General features: G+C 59.2%; 20 protein-coding genes. 15 read left to right on the top strand and 5 right to left on the bottom strand.

Translation table 11 applies throughout. From position 1 onward, the window contains the following. The first annotated feature begins 130 nt into the window (after positions 1–130). Positions 131–2,590 carry an EAL domain-containing protein gene (locus N4Q37_RS03240; protein ID WP_260955270.1) on the top strand — a complete coding sequence of 820 codons (2,460 nt, stop codon included), beginning with the start codon at positions 131–133 and terminating at the stop codon, positions 2,588–2,590. Between the two features lie 77 nt (positions 2,591–2,667). Continuing rightward, positions 2,668–3,435 carry a TenA family transcriptional regulator gene (locus N4Q37_RS03235; RefSeq protein ID WP_390897888.1) on the top strand — a complete coding sequence of 256 codons (768 nt, stop codon included), beginning with the start codon at positions 2,668–2,670 and terminating at the stop codon, positions 3,433–3,435. Between the two features lie 145 nt (positions 3,436–3,580). Here N4Q37_RS03235 and N4Q37_RS03230 read toward each other — a convergent pair whose 3' ends face one another. The 5 genes from N4Q37_RS03230 to N4Q37_RS03210 form a co-directional block, all read right to left on the bottom strand. After that, a complete protein-coding gene (locus tag N4Q37_RS03230) occupies positions 3,581–4,507 on the bottom strand; it encodes a GGDEF domain-containing protein (RefSeq protein ID WP_260955267.1) in 927 nt (308 codons plus the stop codon). Positions 4,508–4,858: 351 nt separating this feature from the next. Beyond that, a complete protein-coding gene (locus N4Q37_RS03225; protein WP_260955265.1) occupies positions 4,859–5,599 on the bottom strand; it encodes a YciK family oxidoreductase in 741 nt (246 codons plus the stop codon). Between the two features lie 227 nt (positions 5,600–5,826). After that, positions 5,827–6,498 (bottom strand): N-acetylmuramic acid 6-phosphate phosphatase MupP, encoded by a 672-nt coding sequence (gene mupP, locus N4Q37_RS03220; protein ID WP_260955264.1) that lies wholly within the window; start codon positions 6,496–6,498, stop codon positions 5,827–5,829. A 4-nt stretch (positions 6,499–6,502) separates the two neighbouring features. Further along, positions 6,503–7,207 carry a bifunctional 2-polyprenyl-6-hydroxyphenol methylase/3-demethylubiquinol 3-O-methyltransferase UbiG gene (gene ubiG, locus N4Q37_RS03215; protein WP_260955262.1) on the bottom strand — a complete coding sequence of 235 codons (705 nt, stop codon included), beginning with the start codon at positions 7,205–7,207 and terminating at the stop codon, positions 6,503–6,505. 60 nt (positions 7,208–7,267) lie between these two features. Further along, positions 7,268–8,599 (bottom strand): TRZ/ATZ family hydrolase, encoded by a 1,332-nt coding sequence (locus N4Q37_RS03210; RefSeq protein WP_260955260.1) that lies wholly within the window; start codon positions 8,597–8,599, stop codon positions 7,268–7,270. 106 nt (positions 8,600–8,705) lie between these two features. On the opposite strand from N4Q37_RS03210, the gene mtnA reads away from it, so the two are divergent. The 13 genes from mtnA (at position 8,706) to wbpA (ending at position 25,455) form a co-directional block, all read left to right on the top strand. After that, the gene (gene mtnA, locus N4Q37_RS03205) at positions 8,706–9,779 is read left to right on the top strand and encodes an S-methyl-5-thioribose-1-phosphate isomerase (RefSeq protein ID WP_260955259.1); all 1,074 of its coding nucleotides are present in this window, start codon (positions 8,706–8,708) and stop codon (positions 9,777–9,779) included. Positions 9,780–10,157: 378 nt separating this feature from the next. Next, positions 10,158–12,821, top strand: coding sequence for a DNA gyrase subunit A (gene gyrA / locus N4Q37_RS03200; RefSeq protein ID WP_260955257.1), 2,664 nt, complete (start codon positions 10,158–10,160; stop codon positions 12,819–12,821). 231 nt (positions 12,822–13,052) lie between these two features. Further along, positions 13,053–14,138: a 3-phosphoserine/phosphohydroxythreonine transaminase gene (gene serC / locus N4Q37_RS03195; RefSeq protein ID WP_260955255.1), complete on the top strand. Its 1,086-nt coding sequence runs from the start codon at positions 13,053–13,055 to the stop codon at positions 14,136–14,138. After that, complete coding sequence (gene pheA / locus N4Q37_RS03190) at positions 14,138–15,232, top strand: prephenate dehydratase (RefSeq protein WP_053146538.1); 1,095 nt, start codon at positions 14,138–14,140, stop codon at positions 15,230–15,232. The genes serC and pheA overlap by 1 nt, the downstream gene beginning before the upstream one ends. Positions 15,233–15,245: 13 nt before the next feature. Then, positions 15,246–16,358, top strand: a complete 1,113-nt coding sequence (gene hisC, locus N4Q37_RS03185; RefSeq protein WP_260955251.1) for a histidinol-phosphate transaminase — start codon at positions 15,246–15,248, stop codon at positions 16,356–16,358. A gap of 28 nt (positions 16,359–16,386) precedes the next feature. Beyond that, positions 16,387–18,594 carry a bifunctional prephenate dehydrogenase/3-phosphoshikimate 1-carboxyvinyltransferase gene (locus N4Q37_RS03180; RefSeq protein ID WP_260955637.1) on the top strand — a complete coding sequence of 736 codons (2,208 nt, stop codon included), beginning with the start codon at positions 16,387–16,389 and terminating at the stop codon, positions 18,592–18,594. Further along, positions 18,591–19,280 (top strand): (d)CMP kinase, encoded by a 690-nt coding sequence (gene cmk, locus N4Q37_RS03175; RefSeq protein ID WP_260955249.1) that lies wholly within the window; start codon positions 18,591–18,593, stop codon positions 19,278–19,280. The genes N4Q37_RS03180 and cmk overlap by 4 nt, the downstream gene beginning before the upstream one ends. A 120-nt stretch (positions 19,281–19,400) precedes the next feature. Continuing rightward, complete coding sequence (rpsA, locus tag N4Q37_RS03170) at positions 19,401–21,095, top strand: 30S ribosomal protein S1 (RefSeq protein WP_024778729.1); 1,695 nt, start codon at positions 19,401–19,403, stop codon at positions 21,093–21,095. A gap of 217 nt (positions 21,096–21,312) precedes the next feature. After that, positions 21,313–21,591 carry a hypothetical protein gene (locus tag N4Q37_RS03165; protein ID WP_260955242.1) on the top strand — a complete coding sequence of 93 codons (279 nt, stop codon included), beginning with the start codon at positions 21,313–21,315 and terminating at the stop codon, positions 21,589–21,591. A gap of 140 nt (positions 21,592–21,731) precedes the next feature. Then, on the top strand, positions 21,732–22,031 hold the full coding sequence (gene ihfB / locus N4Q37_RS03160) for an integration host factor subunit beta (RefSeq protein ID WP_260955240.1): 300 nt from the start codon (positions 21,732–21,734) through the stop codon (positions 22,029–22,031). Between the two features lie 26 nt (positions 22,032–22,057). Then, positions 22,058–22,282: a LapA family protein gene (locus N4Q37_RS03155; protein ID WP_260955238.1), complete on the top strand. Its 225-nt coding sequence runs from the start codon at positions 22,058–22,060 to the stop codon at positions 22,280–22,282. Positions 22,283–22,472: 190 nt separating this feature from the next. Beyond that, the gene (locus N4Q37_RS03150; protein ID WP_260955236.1) at positions 22,473–23,516 is read left to right on the top strand and encodes an LPS O-antigen chain length determinant protein WzzB; all 1,044 of its coding nucleotides are present in this window, start codon (positions 22,473–22,475) and stop codon (positions 23,514–23,516) included. A gap of 625 nt (positions 23,517–24,141) precedes the next feature. Continuing rightward, complete coding sequence (wbpA, locus tag N4Q37_RS03145) at positions 24,142–25,455, top strand: UDP-N-acetyl-D-glucosamine 6-dehydrogenase (protein ID WP_260955235.1); 1,314 nt, start codon at positions 24,142–24,144, stop codon at positions 25,453–25,455. Positions 25,456–25,472: the final 17 nt, after the last annotated feature.

Genomic DNA, 25,472 nt, shown 5'->3' with positions numbered 1-25,472 from the left:
CCCAAATCCTCCTGAAAACTGTGGATCCGTTCATCCCGTCATTCGTATGGGTGAAAACTAGCCTAGGCTGTGGATTCAGGGGTGGAATTGTAGTGGGTGTTCATCCAGCAATACCTGTGCAAGGGACTTCATGAAGCGCAAGCAGACTTTCGCAACTCCACGGCTGCTGGGCATCGTCTGGCCCTTTATTGCCGTGGTGCTATTCCAGGCGTTGCTGGGGGGCGTCAGCCTTTATGTGTTGTCCGCGGTCCGCGGCTATGTGGCTGGGGAAAGCCTCTGGTCCAAAGGCCAGAAAGACGCCATCTATTACCTCAATCTCTATGCCGACAGCCGTGATGAGGCGATTTTTCGCAAGTACCGGCAAGCCATCGCCGTCCCTGAGGGGGGGCACGACCTTCGTGTGGCGCTGGACCGTGAGCCGCCGGACCTGGCGGCCGCCAAGGCGGGCATTCTCCAGGGCGGCAACCACCCCGATGACGTGGCCAGCCTGATCTGGCTCTACCTGAATTTTCGCCATTTCAGTTATCTGGAAGAAGCCATCGACCTGTGGACGGTGGGTGACGGCTACCTCATCGAGCTGGATAACGTCGCCCGGCAGATGCACGCCAGCATTGCCGCGGGCGAGGCGTCGGAAACCGATATCCGGGGTTGGAAGGCACAGATCTTCGCCATCAACGATTCGGTCACCCCGGCCGCCAAGGCCTTCAGCGATGCGCTGGGCGAAGGATCGCGCTTTATCCTGCGGCTGCTGCTGGTGACCAACTTCGCCACGGCCCTGGGGCTGATCGCACTGGCCCTGTTGCGCACCCATAAATTGCTGGCCCAGCGGCAGGTGTTCGCCAATGCGTTGCAGTTGGAGAAGGAGCGGGCGCAGATCACGCTGCAATCGATCGGTGACGGGGTGATCACCACCGACGTGGAGGGGGCCATTGCCTACATGAACCCCGCCGCCGAAGCGATGACCCACTGGAAGGCCGAGCATGCGACAGGCTTGCCCCTTGCCGCGCTGTTCAATCTGCTCGACGACAATGCCCAGTCCGAAGGGCTGACCCTGATCGAACACATCCTCAGCGGTCGCCTCAGTGGTGGCAGCGAGCACTCCAAGTTGATCCAGCGCCTGGACGGCAGCACCGTATCCGTCACGCTGGTGGGCGCGCCGATCCGCCACGCCGGCAAAGTCAGTGGCGCGGTGCTGGTGCTGCACGACATGACCCAGGAACGCCAATACATCGCCAACCTGTCGTGGCAGGCTACCCATGATGCCTTGACTGGCCTGGCCAATCGCCGTGAGTTCGAGTATCGCCTGGAGCAGGCCTTGCACAACCTCACGCGCCAGTCTGGCCGCCATGCCTTGATGTTTCTCGACCTGGATCAATTCAAACTGGTCAACGACACCAGTGGTCATGCCGCCGGTGACGAGTTGTTGCGACACATCTGTGCCCTGTTGCAATCGGGGCTGCGGGAAAACGACACCCTGGCCCGGCTCGGTGGGGACGAGTTCGGCATCTTGCTGGAAAACTGTTCGCCAGAGGCCGCCGAGAAAATCGCCGAAGGGCTGCGCCAGACCGTGCAGAATCTGCATTTTGTATGGAAGGGTCGACCTTTCGTGACCACGGTGAGCATTGGCCTGGTGCATGTCGCCCAGACCCCGACGACCCTGGAAGCGTCCCTGCGAGCCGCCGATATGGCGTGCTACATGGCCAAGGAAAAAGGTCGCAACCGGGTTCAGGTCTACCACGCCGACGACTCGGAGTTGTCCCTGCGGTTCGGCGAAATGGCCTGGGTCCAGCGCTTGCACATGGCGCTGGAGGACAATCGCTTCTGTCTCTATGCCCAGGAAATCGCTGCGCTGGCGCCGGGTGAGCACGGCGGTGGGCATGTTGAGATCCTGTTGCGGTTGCACGATGAAGCCGGGCGGATGATCCTGCCGGACAGCTTCATTCCCGCGGCGGAGCGCTATGGCCTGATGACATCGCTGGACCGTTGGGTGGTGGAGAACGTATTCAGGATCATCCGCCAATGCCTGGATGAGTCGCCACAGGTGCCCCTGGCCATGTGTGCGATCAATCTGTCAGGCACCACTATAGGAGATCAGGCGTTTCTCGATTTCCTGCGTAAACAGTTCGCGGCTTATTCGATTCCAGCGGAAATGATTTGTTTTGAAATAACCGAAACCAGCGCTATTGCGAATTTAGGCAGCGCGATCCGCTTTATCAATGAACTCAAGAGCTTGGGTTGTTACTTTTCGCTGGATGATTTTTGCGCCGGAATGTCTTCGTTCGCTTACTTGAAACATTTACCTGTAGACTTCCTCAAGATCGATGGGAGTTTCGTAAAGGACATGCTGGACGACCCGATTAACCGTGCAATGGTCGAGGTGATCAATCATATCGGCCATGTCATGGGTAAGCGCACCATTGCCGAGTTCGTTGAAACGACCCAGATCGAGCAGGCATTGCTCGAGATCGGAGTGGATTACGCTCAGGGGTACGTGATCGAGCGCCCGCAATTGTTTACCTGTGACACGTTGCAATGCAGGCCGGCCCGGCCGCAACCGCTGTTGTTCAAGGCCCCCAGCACGTTCCGCTGAACCTCTTGTTGATCCGTAAAATCACAATCAAAAGGAGCCCGACAGTGATCGACACATTCAACCGAACAGGCCCGCTCATGGACGCCACCAGCTATCCGCAATGGGCGCAGCAGCTCATTGCCGATTGCCGCGAGAGCAAGCGCCGGGTTGTCGAACATGAGCTGTATCAACGCATGCGCGATAACAAGCTCAGCGCCAAGACCATGCGTCACTACCTCATTGGTGGTTGGCCGGTCGTTGAACAGTTCGCTTTGTACATGGCACAGAATCTCACCAAGACCCGCTTTGCCCGCCACCCCGGCGAGGACATGGCCCGTCGCTGGCTGATGCGCAACATTCGTGTCGAACTCAACCACGCCGACTACTGGGTGAACTGGAGCGCTGCCCACGGCGTGACCCTGGAAGACCTGCAAGCGCAGCACGTGCCGCCCGAGCTTCATGCGCTGAGCCACTGGTGCTGGCATACCAGCTCGTCGGACTCGCTGATCGTGGCCATCGCCGCGACCAACTATGCCATCGAGGGCGCGACCGGGGAGTGGTCGGCGCTGGTATGTTCCACTGGCGTCTATGCGGCGGCGTTTGCCGATGACGATCGCAAGCGGGCCATGAAATGGCTGAAGATGCACGCCCAGTACGACGATGCCCATCCTTGGGAAGCGTTGGAAATCATCTGCACATTGGCTGGCATGAACCCGAGCAAGGCCCTGCAGACGGAACTGCGCCAGGCGGTGTGCAAGAGCTATGACTACATGTACCTGTTCCTGGAGCGCTGCATGCAGCTGGAACACTCGGAAACGGTCAGTAAAACATCCAGCCGTGAGCGTCTGGCGCTCGCCGGGAGCTGATTTGCGCCGCTGCGCATAAGCACCGGATGTGGGGGCGAGTCCGCTGGTGAGAGGGTTCTACAGTCACGGGGAGGTGACTGTCAGGCTGTCATCGCGAGCAGGCTCGCTTACTAAGGACTCGGTGTCTTGCGCGTTCCAGTTGTCTTCAACCTGCCATTTCCAATCGGTTTCGCCCTTCACGCTTGGCCACGTACAGTGCGCTGTCGGCCCTGCGCAACAGGCTCTGCGCCGACTCTCCCGGCAACAGCGTCGCGCAACCCAGGCTGACCGTCAGTTCAATCCTCGTGCCGCCTGCAAAATAATCCTGTGTCTGGGCGGCGTAACGAAGTCGTTCGCCAACGATCGCCGCCGCATCCCGGCTGGTGTTGGCCAGCAGGACCAGGAATTCTTCACCGCCGAACCTGAAGACCATGTCCACGTTGCGCAAAGGGCTCTTGATCGATTCGGTAACGGCCTTGAGCACTTCGTCGCCGACGCCGTGCCCGTGGCGTTCATTGATACGCTTGAAATGATCGATATCGAGCATCAGGACCGACAACGGCTGCATATGCCGCTTGGCCATGTCGATTTCCCGTTCCAGTGTCTGGTCCATGGCGATGTGATTGCCCGCACCTGTCAGCGGGTCGCGCAGGGCGCCTTGGGTGGCGGCCCGATAGAGCAGCGCGTTGCGCAAGGGGTACAGCAGCGTCGACATCACGGATTCGAGGTCGCCCTGCTCTGATTCGGTAAAGCGCTGATTGCGGCGCAACACCAGTTCGCCCAGATGCTCTGCCTCATGGCTGAGGTTGTAGCTGAGGGTGTGATGCCCCCGCTGCCCGAATTCCAGGCGCAGGTCGCTGGGTTTGTGTTGATAGGTCAAGGCGTCCAGGGGGACGACTCGCTGAGCCTCTCGGAAAAACAGGCCGAGGATCCGTTGTGGCTCCAGGCTGGTCTGCAATTGTTGAACGAGCTGCTGGCGCACTTGCGCCAGGCTGGTTGAGCGTGCCGCGAGTGGCGACGGCTGGTTGAAACCCAAGCGCTGCAATTTGGCGCTATCGAAGTCAATCGTACTGGCCTGGGTGGGCGTTTTCATTTGGCGTGTGCCCCTGAGCTGGATCTTTCCTGACAGGCTGGGTGTGGCGGCTTTGGGCTGCGCGTCGTACTGATCCTTCAGTCCCGTAGGACGTCTGATTTGAGTTTAGTCCGCTTTCTTTCTCAAGCGTCGTTCTCGTCTCAGTGTCCGTTACCGGTCGAATTTAGCGTGTTGAGGGGAGCTAGAGCGAAAGTCGTGCCATGTCGGTCATTTGCATAAAAATGACCGAAAACCAATGGGTTGATGACTGTCACGGGGGAGGTGGCGACATGGAGTTGGCGCTTCGCCTGGCTGGATGTCGAAGAACACCGGTGTCGCGACGGTAAAATGTCGCGACACCGGAAAAACCCATTATTGGGCGTTGAAGGCCTGGCCGTTCACGCCAGTGCTGTCCGGGCCCATGAGATACAGGTAGACCGGCATGATCTCTTCGGGCGTCGGGTTGTTGAGCGGGTTTTCCCCGGGGTAGGCCTGGGCGCGCATGCTGGTGCGGGTGGCGCCCGGGTTGACGCTGTTGGCGCGTACCGAGGCGACGGTGTCGACTTCGTCGGCCAGGGTCTGCATCAATCCTTCGGTGGCGAACTTGGAGACGCCATAGGCGCCCCAGTACGCACGGCCCTTGCGGCCGACGCTGCTGGAGGTGAACACCACGGACGCATCCTTGGATAGCTTGAGCAGCGGCAGCAAGGTGCTGGTGAGCATGAACATTGCGTTGACGTTGACCTGCATCACGCGCATGAAGTTCTCGCCGGACAATTGCTCCAGCGGCGTGCGTGGACCGATGATCGAAGCGTTGTGCAGCAAGCCATCGAGATGACCGAACTCGGTCTCGATCATGGCCGCCAGCTCATCGTATTGATGGGGCAGGGCCGTTTCGAGGTTGAACGGGATCACCGCCGGTTGCGGATAGCCAGCTGCCTCGATTTCATCGTAGACCTGGGTCAGGTTGGCTTCGGTCTTGCCCAGCAGCAATACGGTTGCGCCGTGGGCGGCATAGGCTTTCGCGGCGGCGGCGCCGATACCGCGACCGGCACCGGTGACCAGGATGACCCGGCCCTGGAGAAGGTCGGGGCGGGCGGAATAATCAAACATATAAAACCTCACGAAACAAAACAGGTGCGGGGTGATGCGCTGTTGTGGCTATGTGAACTTCCTGTGGGAGCAAGGCTTGCTCGCGATGAAGGTGACGTGGTCCCTCGGAAACCGAGTCGCCTGTTTCGCGAGCAAGCTTTGCTCCCACAGCTTGAATCCCATGAATCCTATGAATCCTATGAATCCTATGAATCCTCGGGCCACAGAGCGGTATCTCCGACGTCAACTCAGCAACTGCACAACGCGTTGTCCAGCACTTCGCGTAGCGCCGATGGGTGATCGATCACCACGTCCGCGCCCCAGTGCCTGGGGTTGTCGTCGGGGTGAATGTAGCCATAGGTCACTGCGCAGGTCTTGGTGCCGGCACTGCGACCAGACTCGATGTCCCGCAGGTCGTCGCCCACGAACAGCACGCTGGCCGGGTCCAGGTCGAGCATCTTGCAGGCCAGCAGCAGCGGTTCCGGATCGGGCTTGCTGTTTTTGACGTGGTCGGGGCAGATCAGCACCTTCGAGCGTTCGGCCAGGCCCAGTTGCTGCATGATCGGTTCGGCGAAGCGCACCGGTTTGTTGGTGACCACGCCCCAGATCAGGTTCGCCGCCTCGATATCGGCCAGCACCTCGGCCATGCCGTCGAACAGGTGGCTGTGGACCGCGCAGGCCTTGAGGTAGCGTTCGAGGAACTCCTGGCGCAGTTCCTCGAAGCCCGGCGATTCCGGATCCATGGAAAAGGTCACCGCGACCATCGCCCGTGCGCCACCGGAAATCTCGTCGCGGATGTGCTGGGTATTCATCGGCGGCAAGCCGCGGTCGGCGCGCATGGCCTGGCAGATGGCGATGAAGTCCGGCGCGGTATCGAGCAACGTGCCGTCCATGTCGAAGAGAACCGCTTTGAGACGCATCGATTTATTCCTCGCGCAGGGTCTGGATCATGTAGTTGACATCGACATCGACATCGGCCGCCAGCTTGTAATGCTTGGTCAGCGGGTTGTAGGTCAAGCCGATGATGTCCTTGACGGTCAGCCCGGCGGCGCGGCTCCAGGCGCCCAGCTCGGACGGACGGATGAATTTCTTGAAGTCGTGGGTGCCACGCGGCAACAGCTTCATGATGTATTCGGCACCGATGATCGCGAACAGATAGGCCTTGGGGTTGCGGTTGATGGTGGAGAAAAATACCTGGCCGCCCGGTTTGACCATGCGAAAGCACGCGCGGATGACCGATGACGGATCCGGCACGTGTTCGAGCATTTCCAGGCACGTGACCACGTCGAACTGGCCGGGCATTTCCTCAGCCAGGGCTTCGGCGGTGATCTGCCGGTACTCGACGTTGACGCCGGACTCCAGTTGATGCAACTGGGCGACTGCCAATGGCGCTTCGCCCATGTCGATGCCTGTCACCGTCGCCCCGCGCTGGGCCATGGCTTCGCTGAGGATGCCGCCGCCGCAGCCGACGTCGAGCACCTTCTTGCCGGCCAGGTTGACCCGTTCGTCGATCCAGTTGACCCGCAGCGGGTTGATGTCATGCAGCGGTTTGAACTCGCTTTCACGGTCCCACCAGCGATGGGCCAGGGCTTCGAACTTGGCGATTTCGGCGTGGTCGACGTTGCTCATGTGCAGATCCTCGAAAAGCTTGAAAAATCATGTTCCCGAGCCGTGGCTCAAGGGGTTTGGTTATTCGTGATGGCCGCCGATGCGACGACCCCAGGCCTGGGCCGTGGCAATCAATTGTGTTTCGTCCAGGCGGGTCAGCCGTCCATCCTCCAGCAATGGCTTGCCGGCTACCCACAGGTGTTTCACGCAATCGCGGCCGGTGGCATAGATCAACTGCGACACCGGGTCGTGAATCGGTTGCTGCGCCAGCCCCGTCAGGTCGAAGGCCACCAGGTCGGCGGCCTTGCCGACTTCCAGTGAGCCGACGGTCGTCTCGATACCCAGCGCCCGCGCACCATTGAGCGTCGCCATGCGCAACGCGCGGTGCGCATCCAGGGCGGTGGCCGAACCGGCAACGGCCTTGGCCAGCAGGGCAGCGGTGCGGGTCTCGCCGAGCAGATCGAGGTCATTGTTGCTGGCTGCACCGTCAGTGCCGACCGCCACGTTGACGCCGGCCTGCCACAAACGCTCCACCGGGCAGAATCCGCTGGCCAGCTTCAGGTTCGATTCCGGGCAGTGGATGACGTTGCAGTTGCTTTCTACCAGCAAGGCCTGGTCTTCGGCGCTGATTTGAGTCATGTGCACGGCCTGAAAACGTGGTCCCAGCAAGCCAAGCCGACCCAGGCGCGCCAGCGGTCGCTCGCCAGTCGTATCCTGTGCCTGTTGGACTTCCTGGGCGGTTTCATGAACATGCATGTGGATCGCCGCGTCCAGCTCCTCGGCGATCACGCGGATTTTCTCCAGGTTTTCGTCGCCCACCGTGTACGGCGCGTGCGGGCCGAAGGCGACTTTGATCCGGGGATGGTGCTTGAGGTCGCCAAACAATTCGATGCCCTGGCGGATCGCTTCGTCGGCGCTGGCGGCGCCGGGGATCGGGAAGTCCAGGATGGGAATGGCGATTTGCGCGCGCACGCCACTGTTATGGACGCGCTCGCTGGCAACCTTGGGATAGAAATACATGTCGGAGAAGCAGGTGATGCCGCCCTTTATTTGCTCGGCGATCGCCAGGTCGGTGCCATCGCTCACGAACTGTTCGTCGACCCATTTGCCCTCGGCCGGCCAGATGTGTTGTTCAAGCCAGGTCATCAGGGGCAGGTCGTCGGCCAGGCCGCGGAACAGGCTCATCGCCGCATGGCCATGGGCATTGACCAGGCCTGGGCTGAGTAACATGCCGGGCAATTCACGGACCTGCGCCGCGTCGCACTTCAGGGCCTCTGCCCGGGGACCGATGAACACGATGCAGTCATCGCGAATGCCCAGGCCATGATCCTTGAGAACCACGCCGGCGGGTTCGACAGGCACCAACCAGCTCGGCAGCAATAATAAGTCGAGCGCAATGGCAGGCTTGGGCATCGTGGAGCGGTTCCATGGGTTATAAAGAGTGGCGAAGTATACCCGAGCGTCTTCGCGGAGGGATCGCTATAATCGGCGGCTTTTGTTCATGAGTGCGGGGTGAGGGATGCGCGATCGATTGTTGGCTGCGGAGAAGGTGAAAGCCATCGATTGGCGTGATGGCGTCCTGTACCTGCTTGATCAGCGCGCCTTGCCATTCGAGGAGCGCTGGATCGCCTGTGCCGGCGTGGCTGCGGTGGTTGATGCCATTGGCTCGAAGGTGGTGCGGGGAGCACCGGTCATCGGCATTGTCGTGGCCTATGGCGTGGTCCTGGCGGCACGAGCCAGGATGGCTGCGGGCGGTGACTGGCCGGCGGCGCTGGAAGCGGATTTCACTGCGTTGGCGGACGTCTGGCCGGCGACGAGTGTCGTCTGGGCGTTGGAGCGGATGCGTGATCGCCTGGAGCGCTCCAGGGAGCATGCCGAGCCCCTGGCGAGCCTCGAAGCCGAAGCGCTCGCCATCCATGAGAGCGACCGTGAAGCCAACCTGACCATGGCCCAGCTTGGCGTCGATCTGATCCGCAGGCACCAGGGCAACGCCCAGGCCATCCTGACCCACGGCAACGCTGGTGCCCTGGCTACGGGGGGCTTCGGTACGGCCCTGGGGGTGATTCGTGGCGCCTACCTCGACGGCATGGTCGAGCGCGTCTATGTCAACGAAACCCGTCCATTGCTGCAAGGGATGCGCCTGACTGCATGGGAGTTGGCCCGTGACGGGATGGCGGTGACCCTCGGCGCCGATTCCGCCGCGGCCCACATCATGAAGGCCAAGGGTGTGACCTGGGTCATCGTCGGCGCCGACCGCATCACCGCCAATGGCGACGTGGCGAGCAGCATCGGTACCTATCAACTGGCGGTCTGCGCCATGCATCACGGTGTACGCTTCATGGTGGTGGCGCCGAGTTCCACCATCGACATGGACCTGGCCTGCGGTGACGACGTCGTTATCGAAGAGTGCGATGCGCGCGAGCTACTGGAGATCGGCGGCCAGCAGGTCGGGGTGGATGTAGAGGTGTTCAATCCGGCATTCGATGTCACCCCTGCGGATCTGATCGACGCGATTGTCACGGAAAAGGGCGTCATCGAACGGCCTGATACCGCGAAAATCGCCCAATTGATGTGCCGCAAGCGGTTGCATTGAGGGCTTTTAGGATTGGGGCCATCAGCGGATAGGAGGGGCTTGCTCGCCAATAGGTCCTTACAAGCAGCTAATACGTGCATTTTGCCCCCTGAATCTCCACCCGCAACGCTTCTGAGCCTCTCTCGTCCTCTATCAGCCTGTCACCGGTCCACTAACTATGCTCCATGCGCATCTGGGGGATAGGTGCGTGGCGGCTCTTGTGATAACATCCGGCGGTTTCCAAGGCCGCCTCGCGAGGTGGCCTTTACTGCGCAGATCCATGGCATAACTCGTTGATTTGTCGTAAGTCGCTGCACGGCACTTGTCCGGCGGCGGCGAGCTTCGTTCGTCCCATCTGGATGTGACGAGGTTTCACCAGAAAAAGGAATCAGGCTTCTCATGGGCGAACTGGCCAAAGAAATCCTCCCGGTCAATATCGAAGACGAGCTGAAACAGTCCTACCTCGACTACGCAATGAGCGTGATCGTCGGGCGGGCGCTGCCGGATGCGCGCGATGGCTTGAAGCCCGTGCACCGGCGCGTGCTGTACGCGATGAGCGAACTGGGCAACGACTTCAACAAGCCGTACAAGAAGTCCGCCCGTGTCGTCGGTGACGTGATCGGTAAGTATCACCCCCACGGCGACACTGCCGTGTACGACACCATCGTTCGCATGGCGCAACCCTTCTCCCTGCGTTACCTGCTGGTAGACGGCCAGGGCAACTTCGGTTCGGTGGACGGCGACAACGCCGCGGCCATGCGATACACCGAAGTACGCATGACCAAGCTGGCCCATGAGCTGCTGGCCGACCTGCACAAGGAAACCGTGGACTGGGTGCCGAACTACGACGGCACCGAAATGATCCCAGCGGTCATGCCGACCCGTATCCCGAACCTGCTGGTCAACGGTTCCAGCGGTATCGCCGTGGGCATGGCGACCAACATCCCGCCGCACAACCTCGGTGAAGTCATCGACGGTTGCCTGGCCCTCATCGACAATCCCGAGCTGACCGTCGATGAATTGATGCAGTACATCCCCGGCCCGGACTTCCCGACCGCCGCGATCATCAACGGTCGCGCCGGCATCATCGAGGCCTACCGCACTGGTCGCGGCCGCATCTACATGCGTGCTCGCTCGACGGTCGAAGACATCGACAAGGTCGGTGGTCGCCAGCAGATCGTCATCACCGAACTGCCGTACCAGCTGAACAAGGCTCGCCTGATCGAGAAGATCGCCGAACTGGTGAAAGAGAAGAAGCTCGAAGGCATCACCGAGCTGCGGGACGAGTCCGACAAGGACGGCATGCGTGTGGTGATCGAGCTGCGTCGTGGCGAAGTGCCTGAGGTGATCCTCAACAACCTCTACGCCCAGACCCAGCTGCAAAGCGTATTCGGCATCAACATCGTTGCGCTGATCGACGGCCGTCCGCGGATCCTGAACCTCAAGGACCTGCTGGAAGCCTTCGTGCGTCACCGTCGCGAAGTGGTGACCCGCCGCACCGTGTTCGAGCTGCGCAAGGCTCGTGAACGTGGTCACATCCTCGAAGGCCAGGCCGTAGCCCTGTCGAACATCGACCCGGTCATCGCCCTGATCAAGGCCTCGCCAACGCCATCGGAAGCCAAGGAAGCGCTGGTCAGCACGCCTTGGGAGTCCAGCGCGGTGATGACCATGGTCGAGCGCGCTGGCGCCGATTCGTGCCGTCCGGAAAACCTCGACCCGCAATATGGCCTGCGCGACGGCAAGTACTTCCTGTCCCCGGAACAGGCGCAAGCCATCCTGGAGCTGCGCCTGCACCGTCTGACCGGCCTGGAGCACGAGAAGCTGCTGGCCGAGTACCAGGAGATCCTCAACCAGATTGGCGAGCTGATCCGCATCCTCAACAGCGCCACGCGCCTGATGGAAGTGATCCGCGAAGAGCTGGAAGTGATCCGCGCCGAATACGGCGACGTGCGCCGCACCGAGATCCTCGATGCGCGCCTGGACCTGACCCTGGGTGACATGATCCCGGAAGAAGACCGCGTGGTGACCATTTCCCACGGTGGCTACGCCAAGACCCAACCGCTGGCTGCCTATCAGGCCCAGCGTCGCGGCGGCAAAGGCAAGTCGGCTACCGGTGTCAAGGACGAGGACTACATCGCCCACCTGCTGGTTGCCAACAGCCACACCACGCTGCTGCTGTTCTCCAGCAAAGGCAAGGTGTACTGGCTCAAGACCTATGAAATCCCCGAGGCATCGCGTGCTGCGCGCGGTCGTCCGCTGGTCAACCTGCTGCCGCTGGACGAGGGTGAGTACATCACCGCCATGTTGCCGGTCGAGGAGTACACCGAAGGCCACTACATCTTCATGGCGACCGCCAACGGCACTGTGAAGAAGACCCCGCTGGAATCCTTCAGTCGTCAGCGCAGTGTCGGCCTGATCGCCCTGGAGCTGGATGAGGGCGACGTACTGATCTCCGCAGCCATTACCGATGGCGAGCGCGAAGTCATGCTGTTCTCCGACGGTGGCAAGGTGACCCGCTTCAAGGAGTCCGACGTTCGTGCCATGGGGCGTACTGCTCGCGGTGTGCGTGGTATGCGCCTGCCGGAAGGCCAGAAGCTGATTTCCATGCTGATCCCGGAAGAAGGCAGCCAGATCCTCACCGCTTCGGAGCGTGGCTACGGCAAGCGCACCGCCATCAGCGAATTCCCCGAGTACAAGCGCGGCGGTCAGGGCGTGATCGCCATGGTCAGCAACGAACGTAACGGTCGCTTGGTGGGTGCTGTCCAGGTGCTCGACGGCGAGGAAATCATGCTGATCTCCGACCAGGGCACCCTGGTGCGTACACGCGTCGACGAAGTGTCCAGCCTAGGCCGTAACACGCAGGGCGTAACCCTGATCAAACTGGCCAACGACGAGACGCTGGTAGGGCTTGAGCGGGTGCAGGAGCCATCGGAAGTCGAAGGCGAGGAGCTGGGAGGCGACGAAGGCGCGGCATTCGATGGCGCCATCGGTGCGGATGTCGACGACGTGATCGACGATCAACCGCTCGACGCCGCCGCAGACGAAGAAGAACCGCAGGACTAAGCGGACGCGCAGGGGGCGGATGAAGATTCGCCCCCTTGTTGTTTGTCCCTTTTGAAAGCTTTATATCGAATGACACCTTTGTGGAGGCAAGGCTTGCCCGCGATAGCGATAGATCAGTCAATATCAATGTTGAATGTCGGTCAGCCATCGCGGGCAAGCCTTGCTCCCACAGTGCGCACCACCTGATACCGTATTAATTGCGTGAACCCCCAGATCAGAGCGAGATTGGATGTGAGCAAGAGAGCCTATAACTTCTGTGCCGGCCCGGCGGCGCTGCCTGAAGCGGTCCTGAAACGTGCCCAGGGCGAACTTCTCGACTGGCATGGCAAGGGCCTGTCCGTGATGGAAATGAGCCATCGCAGCGATGAGTTCGTGTCCATCGCCACCAAGGCCGAGCAGGACCTGCGTGATCTGCTGAACATCCCGTCCAATTACAAGGTGCTGTTCCTGCAGGGCGGCGCCAGCCAGCAATTCGCCCAGATCCCGCTGAATCTGCTGCCGGAGAACGGCCAGGCCGACTACATCGACACCGGCATCTGGTCGCAGAAAGCCATCGAGGAGGCTTCGCGCTACGGTCGCGTCAACGTCGCCGCTTCCGCCAAGCCCTACGACTATTTCGCCATTCCCGGCCAGAACGAATGGAACCTGTCCAAGGACGCGGCCTACGTTCACTACGCGCCGAACGAGACCATCGGTGGCCTGGAATTCAACTGGATCCCGGAAACCGGCGACGTGCCGCTGGTCGCCGACATGTCCTCCGATATCCTGTCGCGTCCGGTAGACATCTCCCGCTTCGGTATGATCTACGCCGGCGCACAAAAGAACATCGGCCCGAGCGGCATCCTGGTCAGCATCATTCGCGAGGACCTGCTGGGCCGCGCCCGTTCCCTGTGCCCGACCATGCTCAACTACAAGGTCGCGGCGGACAACGGCTCGATGTACAACACGCCGCCAACCCTGGCCTGGTACCTGTCCGGCCTGGTGTTCGAGTGGTTGAAAGAGCAGGGTGGCGTCGAGGCCATCGCCAAGCTCAACGAAGTGAAGCAGCGCACGCTGTATGACTTCATCGACGCCAGCGGCCTGTACAGCAACCCGATCAACAAGAGCGATCGCTCGTGGATGAACGTGCCGTTCCGCCTGGCCGACGACCGTCTCGACAAGCCGTTCCTGGCCGGTGCCGACGAACGTGGCCTGTTGAATCTCAAGGGGCATCGTTCGGTGGGCGGCATGCGCGCTTCCATCTACAACGCCGTCGACATCAACGCCGTCAATGCGTTGGTCGCCTACATGGCAGAGTTCGAGAAGGAACATGGCTGATGTCTGAGCAAGAACTCAAGGCGCTGCGCCTGCGCATCGACGCCCTGGACGAGAAAGTCCTGGAGTTGATCAGCGAGCGCGCGCGCTGCGCCCAGGAAGTCGCCCGGGTGAAGATGGCCTCCCTGGCCGAAGGCGAAGTGCCAGTGTTTTATCGCCCCGAGCGTGAAGCCCAGGTGCTCAAGCGGGTCATGGAGCGCAACAAGGGGCCGTTGAGCAACGAAGAGATGGCGCGGCTGTTTCGCGAAGTCATGTCCTCGTGCCTGGCGCTCGAGCAACCGCTGAAAGTCGCCTACCTGGGCCCGGAAGGCACTTTCACCCAGGCCGCTGCCCTGAAGCATTTCGGCCATGCGGTGATCAGCAAGCCGATGGCGGCCATCGACGAAGTCTTCCGCGAAGTGGCGGCCGGCGCGGTGAATTTTGGCGTGGTGCCGGTGGAAAACTCCACCGAAGGCGCGGTCAACCACACGCTGGACAGCTTCCTGGAACACGACATGGTGATCTGCGGCGAAGTCGAGCTGCGCATCCACCACCATCTGTTGGTGGGCGAGAACACCAAGACCGATAGTATCAGCCGGATCTATTCCCACGCCCAATCGCTGGCCCAGTGCCGTAAGTGGCTGGACGCCCATTACCCGAACGTCGAACGCGTGGCGGTATCGAGCAATGCCGAGGCGGCCAAGCGGGTCAAGGGTGAGTGGAACTCGGCGGCGATTGCCGGTGACATGGCGGCCGGCCTCTACGGGCTGACTCGCCTGGCCGAGAAAATCGAAGACCGTCCGGACAACTCCACGCGGTTCCTGATGATCGGCAACCAGGAAGTGCCACCGACCGGTGATGACAAGACCTCGATCATCGTGTCGATGAGCAACAAGCCGGGTGCGCTCCATGAGCTGCTGGTGCCGTTCCACGACAACGGTATCGACCTGACGCGAATCGAGACCCGTCCGTCGCGCAGCGGTAAATGGACCTACGTGTTCTTCATCGATTTCGTCGGCCACCACCGCGATCCGCTGGTAAAAGGTGTGCTGGAGAAAATTAGTCAGGAAGCGGTGGCACTCAAGGTGCTGGGTTCCTACCCCAAGGCAGTTCTTTAAGGGCGGATAGCAAATGAGTGGCAACTTCCTCGCCCTGGCCCAGCCAGGCGTGCAACAACTCTCGCCTTACGTTCCAGGCAAGCCTGTGGACGAACTGGCCCGTGAGCTGGACCTGGATCCGGCCAGCATCGTCAAGTTGGCGAGCAACGAAAACCCGCTGGGCCCGAGTCCCAAGGCTCTGGCAGCCATCCGTGACGAACTGACCGCGCTGACCCGTTACCCCGATGGCAATGGGTTTGCGTTGAAAAGCCTGTTGGCCGAGCGCTGTGGCGTCGAGCTGAGCCAGGTGACCCTGGGTAACGGCTCCAACGACATTCTCGAACTGGTGGCGCGCGCCTATCTGGCACCGGGCCTCAACGCGGTGTTCAGCGAGCACGCGTTCGCGGTTTATCCGATCGCCACCCAGGCCGTCGGCGCCGATGCCCATGTGGTTCCAGCCAAGGACTGGGGGCACGATCTGCCGGCCATGCTGGCCGCAATCGACGCCAGCACCCGTGTGGTCTTCATTGCCAATCCGAATAATCCGACCGGCACCTGGTTCGATGCCCAGGCGCTGGATGATTTCCTGCAGGACGTGCCCGAGCACGTGCTGGTGGTGCTGGACGAGGCCTACATCGAATACGCCGAAGGCAGCGACTTGCCCGATGGCCTGGATTTCCTTGCTGCCTACCCGAACCTGCTGGTGTCGCGCACGTTCTCCAAGGCCTATGGCCTGGCGTCGCTGCGGGTCGGCTACGGTTTGTCCACCGCCGTGGTGGCTGACGTGCTCAACCGCGTGCGCCAGCCGTTCAACGTCAACAGCTTTGCCTTGGCCGCTGCCTGCGCGGCGTTGCAGGATGACGCGTACCTGGCTGAAAGCCGTCGCTTGAACGAGGCCGGCATGCAGCAGCTCGAAGCCGGGTTCCGTGAGCTGGGCTTGAGTTGGATTCCATCGAAAGGCAACTTCATCTGCGTCGACGTCGGGCGCGTTGCGGCACCGGTGTTCCAGGGGTTGCTGCGCGAGGGCGTGATCGTGCGCCCGGTGGCCAACTACGGCATGCCCAACCACCTGCGCGTGACCATCGGCCTACCGGCGGAAAACAGCCGTTTCCTCGAGGCGTTGAGCAAGGTCCTGGCTCGTGGTTGATGTCACTTCGCTGCAACCTGCTGTCCCTATGATCGGTCGCCTGGTGGTGGTCGGCCTGGGATTGATCGGTGGTTCGTTTGCCAAGGGCCTGCGCGAAAGTGGTCTGTGTCGTGAAGTGATCGGTGTCGACCTGGATCCGCAATCGCGCAAGCTGGCAGTGGAACTGGGCGTGGTGGATCGTTGCGAGGATGACCTGGCGATCGCCTGCCAGGGGGCCGACGTGATCCAGCTGGCGGTGCCGATCCTGGCCATGGAGAAGTTGCTGGCGCGCCTGGCGACCATGGACCTTGGGCAGGCGATCCTCACGGACGTTGGCAGTGCCAAGGGCAATGTCGTGCGTGCGGCCTGCGAGGCCTTCGGTGCGATGCCTGCGCGGTTCGTGCCGGGGCATCCGATTGCCGGCTCCGAGCAGAGTGGCGTGGAAGCGTCCAATGCCGAGTTGTTTCGTCGCCACAAGGTGATCTTGACACCGTTGGCCCAGACCGACGCCGCTGCGCTGGCGGTGGTGGACCGTCTGTGGCGCGAGCTGGGTGCCGACGTCGAGCACATGCAGGTCGAGCGCCACGACGAAGTCCTGGCTGCCACCAGTCATTTGCCGCATCTGTTGGCGTTCGGCCTGGTGGACTCATTGGCCAAACGCAATGAAAATCTTGAGATCTTCCGTTACGCTGCCGGCGGCTTCCGCGATTTCACGAGAATCGCCGGAAGCGACCCGGTCATGTGGCACGACATCTTTCTCGCCAACCGTGAGGCTGTCCTGCGCACACTCGATACATTTCGCAGCGATCTCGACGCCTTGCGCGACGCGGTCGATGCTGGGGACGGGCACCAATTGCTGGGCGTTTTCACACGCGCCAGGGTGGCCCGCGAGCATTTCAGTAAAATCCTGGCCCGTCGGGCCTATGTGGACGCTATGAACTCCAACGATCTGATTTTCCTGGCACAACCTGGTGGCTCCCTGAGTGGGCGTATTCGTGTACCAGGCGATAAATCGATTTCCCACCGTTCGATCATGCTTGGCTCCCTGGCCGAAGGCGTGACCGAAGTGGAAGGCTTCCTCGAGGGCGAAGACGCCCTGGCGACGCTGCAAGCGTTTCGTGACATGGGCGTGGTCATCGAAGGTCCTCATCACGGTCGCGTGACCATTCATGGTGTCGGCCTGCACGGCCTCAAGCCGGCGCCGGGTCCGATCTACCTGGGCAACTCCGGGACCTCGATGCGCCTGTTGTCCGGCTTGCTGGCCGCGCAGGATTTCGACAGCACCCTGACCGGCGACGCCTCGCTGTCCAAGCGTCCGATGAATCGCGTTGCCAACCCGTTGCGGGAAATGGGTGCGGTCATCGAGACCGCGGCCGACGGTCGTCCGCCTATGACCATTCGTGGTGGCAACAAGCTTAAGGGGCTGACCTACACCATGCCGATGGCCAGCGCCCAGGTAAAATCCTGCCTGCTGCTGGCCGGTCTCTACGCCGAAGGCAAGACCACCGTCACCGAGCCGGCCCCGACTCGCGATCACACCGAGCGCATGCTGCGTGGCTTTGGCTACCCGGTCAGCGTCGATGGCGCCACCGCGTCCGTTGAATCGGGTAGCAAGCTGACGGCTACTCATATCGAAGTACCGGGCGATATTTCCTCGTCCGCATTCTTCCTGGTCGCTGCGTCCATCGCCGAAGGTTCCGACCTGGTGCTGGAACACGTCGGCATCAACCCGACCCGTACCGGTGTGATCGATATCCTGCGTCTGATGGGCGCCGACATCACCCTGGAAAACCTGCGGGAAGTCGGTGGCGAGCCAGTGGCGGACCTGCGCGTACGAGCAGCTAAACTCAAAGGTATCGAGATTCCTGAGGCGCTGGTTCCTCTGGCCATCGACGAGTTCCCGGTGCTGTTCGTTGCGGCCGCCTGTGCAGAAGGGCGGACCGTACTGACGGGGGCCGAGGAGCTGCGGGTCAAGGAGTCGGATCGTATCCAGGTCATGGCGGACGGCTTGTTGGCGCTGGGTGTCAAATGCGAACCGACCCCGGACGGCATCATCATCGATGGCGGCCAGATCGGTGGCGGCGAAGTCCATGGGCATGGCGACCACCGTATCGCCATGGCCTTCAGTGTCGCGTCGTTGCGCGCCAGTGCGCCGATCCGCATCCATGACTGCGCCAACGTCGCGACGTCGTTCCCGAACTTCCTGGCGCTGTGCGCACAGGTCGGTATCCGAGTAGCACAAGAGGCTCAGTCGTGAACATCAAGGCGCCGGTCATCACCATCGATGGTCCCAGCGGCTCGGGCAAGGGTACCGTCGCCGGGATCCTGGCCAGGCAGTTGGGCTGGAACCTGCTCGATTCGGGTGCCTTGTATCGTCTGCTGGCGTTCGCCGCCGGCAACCATGGCGTCGACCTGACCAATGAAGAGCTGCTCAAGGCACTGGCTGCGCATCTGGATGTGCAGTTCATCGCCGCGACGGATGGCCAGTTGCAACGCATCATCCTGGAAGGCGATGAAGTCAGCGATGTCATCCGCACCGAAAGCGTGGGCGCCGGTGCCTCCCAGGTCGCTGCGCTGCCTGCGGTGCGCGAAGCGTTGCTGCAACGCCAGCGTGCTTTCCTGGAAGCGCCGGGGCTGGTGGCCGATGGTCGCGACATGGGCACCGTGGTGTTCCCCGATGCGCCACTGAAGATTTTTCTCACCGCCAGCGCGGAGGAGCGGGCCCGCCGCCGTTATTTGCAGTTGAAGGGCAAAGGCGAGGATGTTAGTCTGTCGAGTCTGCTAGATGAGATTCGTGCACGCGACGAGCGTGACACCCAGCGCGCAGTGGCCCCGCTCAAGCCGGCGGCCGACGCGATACAGCTGGATTCCACGGAGTTGTCCATCGAGCAGGTGTTGCAACGCATCATGAGCGAGATCGCCATTCGCGATATCGCCGGGTGACCCGGAAGCTTCGCAGGGGACCAGTCATAGTCCTGCGGTGCTTTCTTTATATGAAACTAACCCACACCGTCTGGGGTGTGGAGGCGGGCGTATTCTTCGCCCTAATCGACAGGAATTAAAATGAGCGAAAGCTTTGCGGAACTCTTTGAAGAAAGCCTGAAAACCCTGAACCTTCAGGCAGGCTCCATCATCACCGGTGTTATCGTTGATATCGATTACCAAGCTCGCTGGGTAACCGTTCACGCTGGCCTGAAGTCTGAAGCGCTCATCCCGCTTGAGCAGTTCTACAACGACGCTGGCGAGCTGAACATCAACGTCGGTGACGAAGTTCACGTTGCGCTGGACTCGGTTGAAGATGGCTTTGGTGAAACCAAGCTGTCCCGTGAAAAAGCCAAGCGCGCTGAATGCTGGATCGTTCTGGAAGCGGCTTTCGCAGCTGAGGAAGTGGTCAAGGGCGTTATCAACGGTAAGGTTAAAGGCGGCTTCACTGTCGACGTTAACGGCATCCGTGCGTTCCTGCCAGGTTCCCTGGTTGACGTCCGTCCAGTGCGCGACACCACGCACCTGGAAGGCAAAGAGCTGGAATTCAAGGTCATCAAGCTGGACCAGAAGCGCAACAACGTTGTCGTTTCCCGTCGCAGCGTCCTGGAAGCCGAGAACTCCGCCGAGCGTGAAGCTCTGCTGGAATCGCTGCAGGAAGGCCAGCAGGTCAAGGGTATCGTCAAGAACCTCACCGACTACGGCGCATTCGTGGATCTGGGCGGCGTCGACGGTCTGCTGCACATCACCGACATGGCTTGGAAGCGTATCAAGCATCCATCGGAAATCGTCAACGTTGGCGACGAGATCGATGTCAAGGTTCTGAAGTACGATCGCGAGCGCAATCGTGTTTCCCTGGGTCTGAAGCAACTGGGTGAAGATCCGTGGGTTGCTATCAAAGCCCGTTACCCAGAAAGCACTCGTGTTACCGCTCGTGTAACCAACCTGACTGACTACGGCTGCTTCGCTGAGCTGGAAGAAGGCGTTGAAGGCCTGGTACACGTTTCGGAAATGGACTGGACCAACAAGAACATCCACCCTTCGAAAGTCGTACAAGTCGGCGACGAAGTGGAAGTCATGGTTCTGGACATCGACGAAGAGCGTCGTCGTATCTCCCTGGGCATCAAGCAGTGCAAGTCCAACCCATGGGAAGACTTCTCTGGCCAGTTCAACAAGGGCGACAAGATCTCCGGCACCATCAAGTCGATCACCGATTTCGGTATCTTCATTGGTCTGGACGGCGGCATCGACGGTCTGGTTCACCTGTCCGACATCTCCTGGAACGAAGTGGGCGAAGAAGCTGTCCGCCGCTTCAAGAAGGGCGACGAGCTGGACACCGTTATCCTGTCGGTTGACCCAGAGCGCGAGCGTATCTCCCTGGGTATCAAGCAACTGGAAAGCGATCCGTTCTCCGAGTACGTTCAAGAGAACGACAAAGGCGCAATCGTTAAGGGCATCGTGAAAGAAGTTGACGCCAAAGGCGCCATCATCACCCTGGCCGACGATATCGAAGCGACTCTGAAAGCCTCCGAAATCAGCCGTGACCGCGTTGAAGACGCACGCAACGTCCTGAAAGAAGGCGAAGAAGTAGAAGCCAAGATCATCAGCGTTGATCGCAAGAGCCGCGTAATCCAGCTCTCGATCAAGTCGAAAGACGTTGAAGACGAGAAAGAAGCCATCCAGAGCCTGCGCGACAAGCCAGTTGCTTCGGATGCTCCAGTAGCCACCACTCTGGGTGATCTGCTGCGTGCTGCACAAGCGGAAAAGCAGAACTAAGTTCTGGCGTTCTGTAAAAAAGGGCGACTTCGGTCGCCCTTTTTTTTGGCTTTGATTTATCGGGATCTTTTGGCTGCGCCGCGACCCGTCAGTGGTTCGCTTTGAAACCAATCTGTCTAAAATGCTGTCTCTTGATTAAGTGTGTTGTCGGTTGTTTGAGGGCTACGCTTAGACTTGAAGTGGTTGTCGAGTCGAGTCTCTGGCTTGAAGGATTTGAATGAACAAAATTTTCTTTCTGTTGCTCTCGCTGATGTTGTCCGGTTGTTCCACAAACGCCAAAACCCATGCTGTGCGCGGCGTCAGTGGTATTGAAATCGACTGCTCAGGGTTGGGCTCTGGCTGGGAGAGGTGCTACAAGCGCGCTGCGAAAGAATGTAAGGGTGCCGGCTACAAAGTGATTACCCGATCTGATGATGCAAAGGATGAGGATCCATACCCCTTTGGCTTCAATCCGGCAGGTTATGTGACTCGCACGATGCTGGTTATGTGCCGATAGGAACAATTCTTGATCTGCACGAAAAAGGGGCAGGCAAGGCGCTGGCGATGTATGTCAATACTCAGGCTGTTCAAATTCCTCCGGGCGTGCTAAAACCTTTGAAGCGATTTTCCTAGCTGCTTGAAAAAGAAGGGAAAAACATGACGAAGTCGGAGTTGATCGAGCGAATTGTCACCCATCAAGGGCTGCTCTCGTCCAAGGACGTGGAGCTAGCTATCAAGACCATGCTTGAGCAGATGTCACAATGCCTGGCGACCGGGGATCGTATTGAAATCCGTGGTTTCGGCAGCTTTTCCCTGCATTACCGTGCGCCGCGGGTGGGGCGTAATCCGAAGACCGGGCAGTCCGTCAGTCTTGACGGGAAGTTCGTCCCTCATTTCAAGCCGGGTAAGGAGCTTAGGGATCGTGTGAATGAAGAAGAGGAGGGTGGTGATCTTTGACGAGGCGCTCCCAAAAAGAGGTTTTCATGTGGAACTTTAAGCGTTTGGCTCTTGTCGTAACCTTCGTGCTCGTCGCGGCGGCTGTCGTGTTGTTCGTGCTTGAGAATAATCAGCCTGTCGCGCTGCTGTTCCTGGGCTGGTCAGCCCCGCAACTTCCTGTTTCGTTTTTTGTGTTGCTGGCATTTCTCGTCGGCATGATGATCGGGCCCTTGCTCGTGTGGTCCTGGGGGATGCGTCGGCGGTTGAAATAATGGATGTTTGAACCCTGTAGTCTTGGAGTAAGGATCGCTTCTAAAATTTTTCTGACTTAGGGTATATTTTTGTCTTTAGTTAATTTGATTCATTTTATCGCTGTGTCTGCCGGGGACGTGCCCGTCTTGCCTTTTAATGCGTATGGTTTGTCTGCAAACGCAATGTTGAAGAAAGGGAGCGAGGTCATGGATGCAGAATAATCGTATTGAAGCCAATAGTGCCGATGAGATCGATCTGATTGCGCTTGCGCGTGGGTTGTGGGCTCAGAAATGGCTGATCCTGATCATTACTCTTTTGGTCACCGCTGGCGCAGCCGCCTATGCGTTCCGCAGCAAGCCTGTCTATGAAGCCAAGCTCTTCATTATGCCGCCTACTCAGAATGGTATTGCTGAGCTGAATTATGGGCGGGGGAAAAGCACTGAGCTGGAACCGTACTCCATTAATTATGTTTACGATGTATTCGCTCGGAACCTGCAAGCTGAATCTCTTCGTCAAGCGTTCTTTAATCAAGTCTATCTTCCCTCTCTCGACGAGTCTCAGCGGGAAGGGGCGCTCGATCGCATATACGAGCGCTTCTCTCGCGAGTTGGTGATCAAAGGGCCGGGAAAAGATACGCCGGACCGCTATTCGGTGACTGTCCAGGGTGGTGACCCTGTTCGTGTCACTGAATGGACGAAGATTTACGTACAGCGTGCTAGTGATGCGGCAGAGTCGGAGCTGATCAAGAACGTCACGACTGAGGCGATCGTGAAGGCTCGCAACCTGGAACAGCGAATCGTGAGCTTGCGTGAGACCGCACAGCGGGTACGTGAGGATCGGATTCAGCAGTTGCGAGAGGCATTAAAAATCGCCGAGGCGATTGGCTTGACAACACCAACAATAAACTCCTCGGCAGCCGTAGATATTACTGTTGAGGCTGCAAGTAAAATGGATTATCAGCGGGGTAGTAAGGCTTTGGCTGCCGAGATCAATGCGCTGGAGTCGAGGGCTTCTGATGACGCATTTATATCTGATTTGCGAACCTTGCAGATGCGTTATAACTTTTACCGCAAGCTGAATATTGATCCTGAGCGTATTTTGGTTTATCGACAGGATGGTAGTGTTGAGGTGCCGGAGAGTCCGATTAAACCAAGGAGAATGTTGATCTTATTGTTGGGTGTCATTATGGGGGGCTTGTTAGGTGGTTTCATGGCTTTGATTCGAGTTGTTATAAGTCGAACCAAAGAGAAATGAGTCGCTGGCATGATTAACAGTAAGAATTAGATATTCCTGTTGCGATGATCGTTGTCGAGCAGCTATGTTTGAGCCCGTCTTTATAAAGACTATCTTTGTAAGGATGGGCTTTTTGTTGATAGATGAAACAAGCGCTATCGGAGCGAGGATGAGTTATTGGGCTGCCAATGAGATCGATGAGTGATATTAGAGTTATCATCCAGGCTGCTAGGGGGAGGAGGGCTGCTTGATGCACAGGCGCTCAGTGATTGATGCTATAGTGATGGCAAAAAAGCCAAGCTAGCTAATGAAAAACCGATGAAAGCAAGTTGGGCGCTCATGAATGTACAATCCGAGAAAGCCATTTTATTACGTAACGGGCATAATGGCGGTCTGTGATGGCTTGGTGGTGAACATGTGCTAGCGGTTGTCGGCGACAAACCGTGCGGCGTTGGGGATGAGCGTTAGGCTTGGGAGTAGACACCGTACCATTTGCGAGGTCTGGAAGCGCGAAAGGAATGAAATGACAGCGCTCAGCGTCAGTCTCGTAGGTAGGTAAGGGCTTTAGCAGCCGTTATGGTAGAAGCTGAGCCTGGATCAGGCCTCTAACAATTAGATGATTTTGAAAAGTTAAATGGAGAGTTGGATGTCGAGCATAAAGCAGGCGAGCGTCGCCAAATTCAAAGAAAAAAAGGCCGTTATCGGTATCGTCGGTCTTGGATACGTCGGCCTGCCTTTGATGCTACGTTATAATGCGATTGGGTTTAAAGTGATTGGACTCGACATCGATAGTTCAAAAGTCAGTCTGTTGAATTCAGGTAAGAGCTACATTGAGCACATTCCAGGCGAAAAAATTGAGGTCGCTTGCCAAAGTGGGTTTGAAGCGACTACCGATTTTACTCGGGTGCCTGAATGCGATGCACTGATTCTTTGTGTGCCTACGCCGTTAAATAAGTATCGCGAGCCGGATATGAGTTTCGTGATAAATACTACTGATGCAATCAAACCTTACCTAAGGGCGGGGCAGGTCGTTTCTCTTGAAAGCACCACTTATCCTGGCACGACAGAAGAAGAGTTGCTGCCACGCGTACAGGAAGGTGGCTTGGTAGTCGGTGAGAACATCTTTCTGGTCTACTCGCCAGAGCGTGAGGACCCGGGCAATCCGAACTTCGAAACCCGCACCATTCCAAAGGTCATCGGTGGCCATACGCCAAAATGCCTGGAAGTCGGTGTTGCCCTGTACGAGCAAGCCATTGATCAGGTTGTACGGGTCAGCTCCACCAAAGCTGCCGAGATGACCAAGCTGCTGGAAAACATCCATCGCGCGGTGAACATCGGTCTGGTCAACGAAATGAAGATCGTCGCCGACCGCATGGGTATCGACATCTTCGAAGTGGTCGATGCCGCGGCAACCAAGCCGTTCGGTTTCACCCCTTACTACCCAGGCCCTGGCCTGGGCGGCCACTGCATTCCAATCGATCCCTTTTACCTGACTTGGAAGGCGCGCGAATACGGCCTGCACACCCGCTTCATCGAGCTGTCCGGTGAAGTCAACCAGGCGATGCCTGAGTACGTGTTAAACAAGCTGATGGATGGCCTGAACGAATCGGGCAAGGCGCTCAAGGGCAGCCGCATCCTGATATTGGGCATTGCCTACAAGAAAAACGTCGACGACATGCGTGAGTCGCCCTCCGTGGAGATCATGGAACTCATCGAGGCCAAGGGCGGTGTCGTCGCGTACAGCGACCCACATGTGCCGCAATTCCCGAAAATGCGCGAGCATCACTTCGAACTGGACAGCGAGCCGCTGACTGCCGAGAACCTGGCAAGCTTCGATGCAGTCGTCCTGGCGACCGACCATGACAAGTTCGACTATGAGTTGATCGAGTCCAAGGCCAAACTGATCATTGACAGCCGTGGTAAATACCGCATCCCGGCCACGCACATCATCAAAGCCTGATCAGCATCGTTCGCCGT

Origin of the sequence: Pseudomonas citri (genome assembly GCF_025336485.1) — a bacterium.
Classification (GTDB): Bacteria; Pseudomonadota; Gammaproteobacteria; order Pseudomonadales; family Pseudomonadaceae; genus Aquipseudomonas; species Aquipseudomonas citri.
The sequence above is the reverse complement of the archived record's forward strand: the minus strand, read 5'-3'. Positions and strand labels throughout refer to the sequence as shown.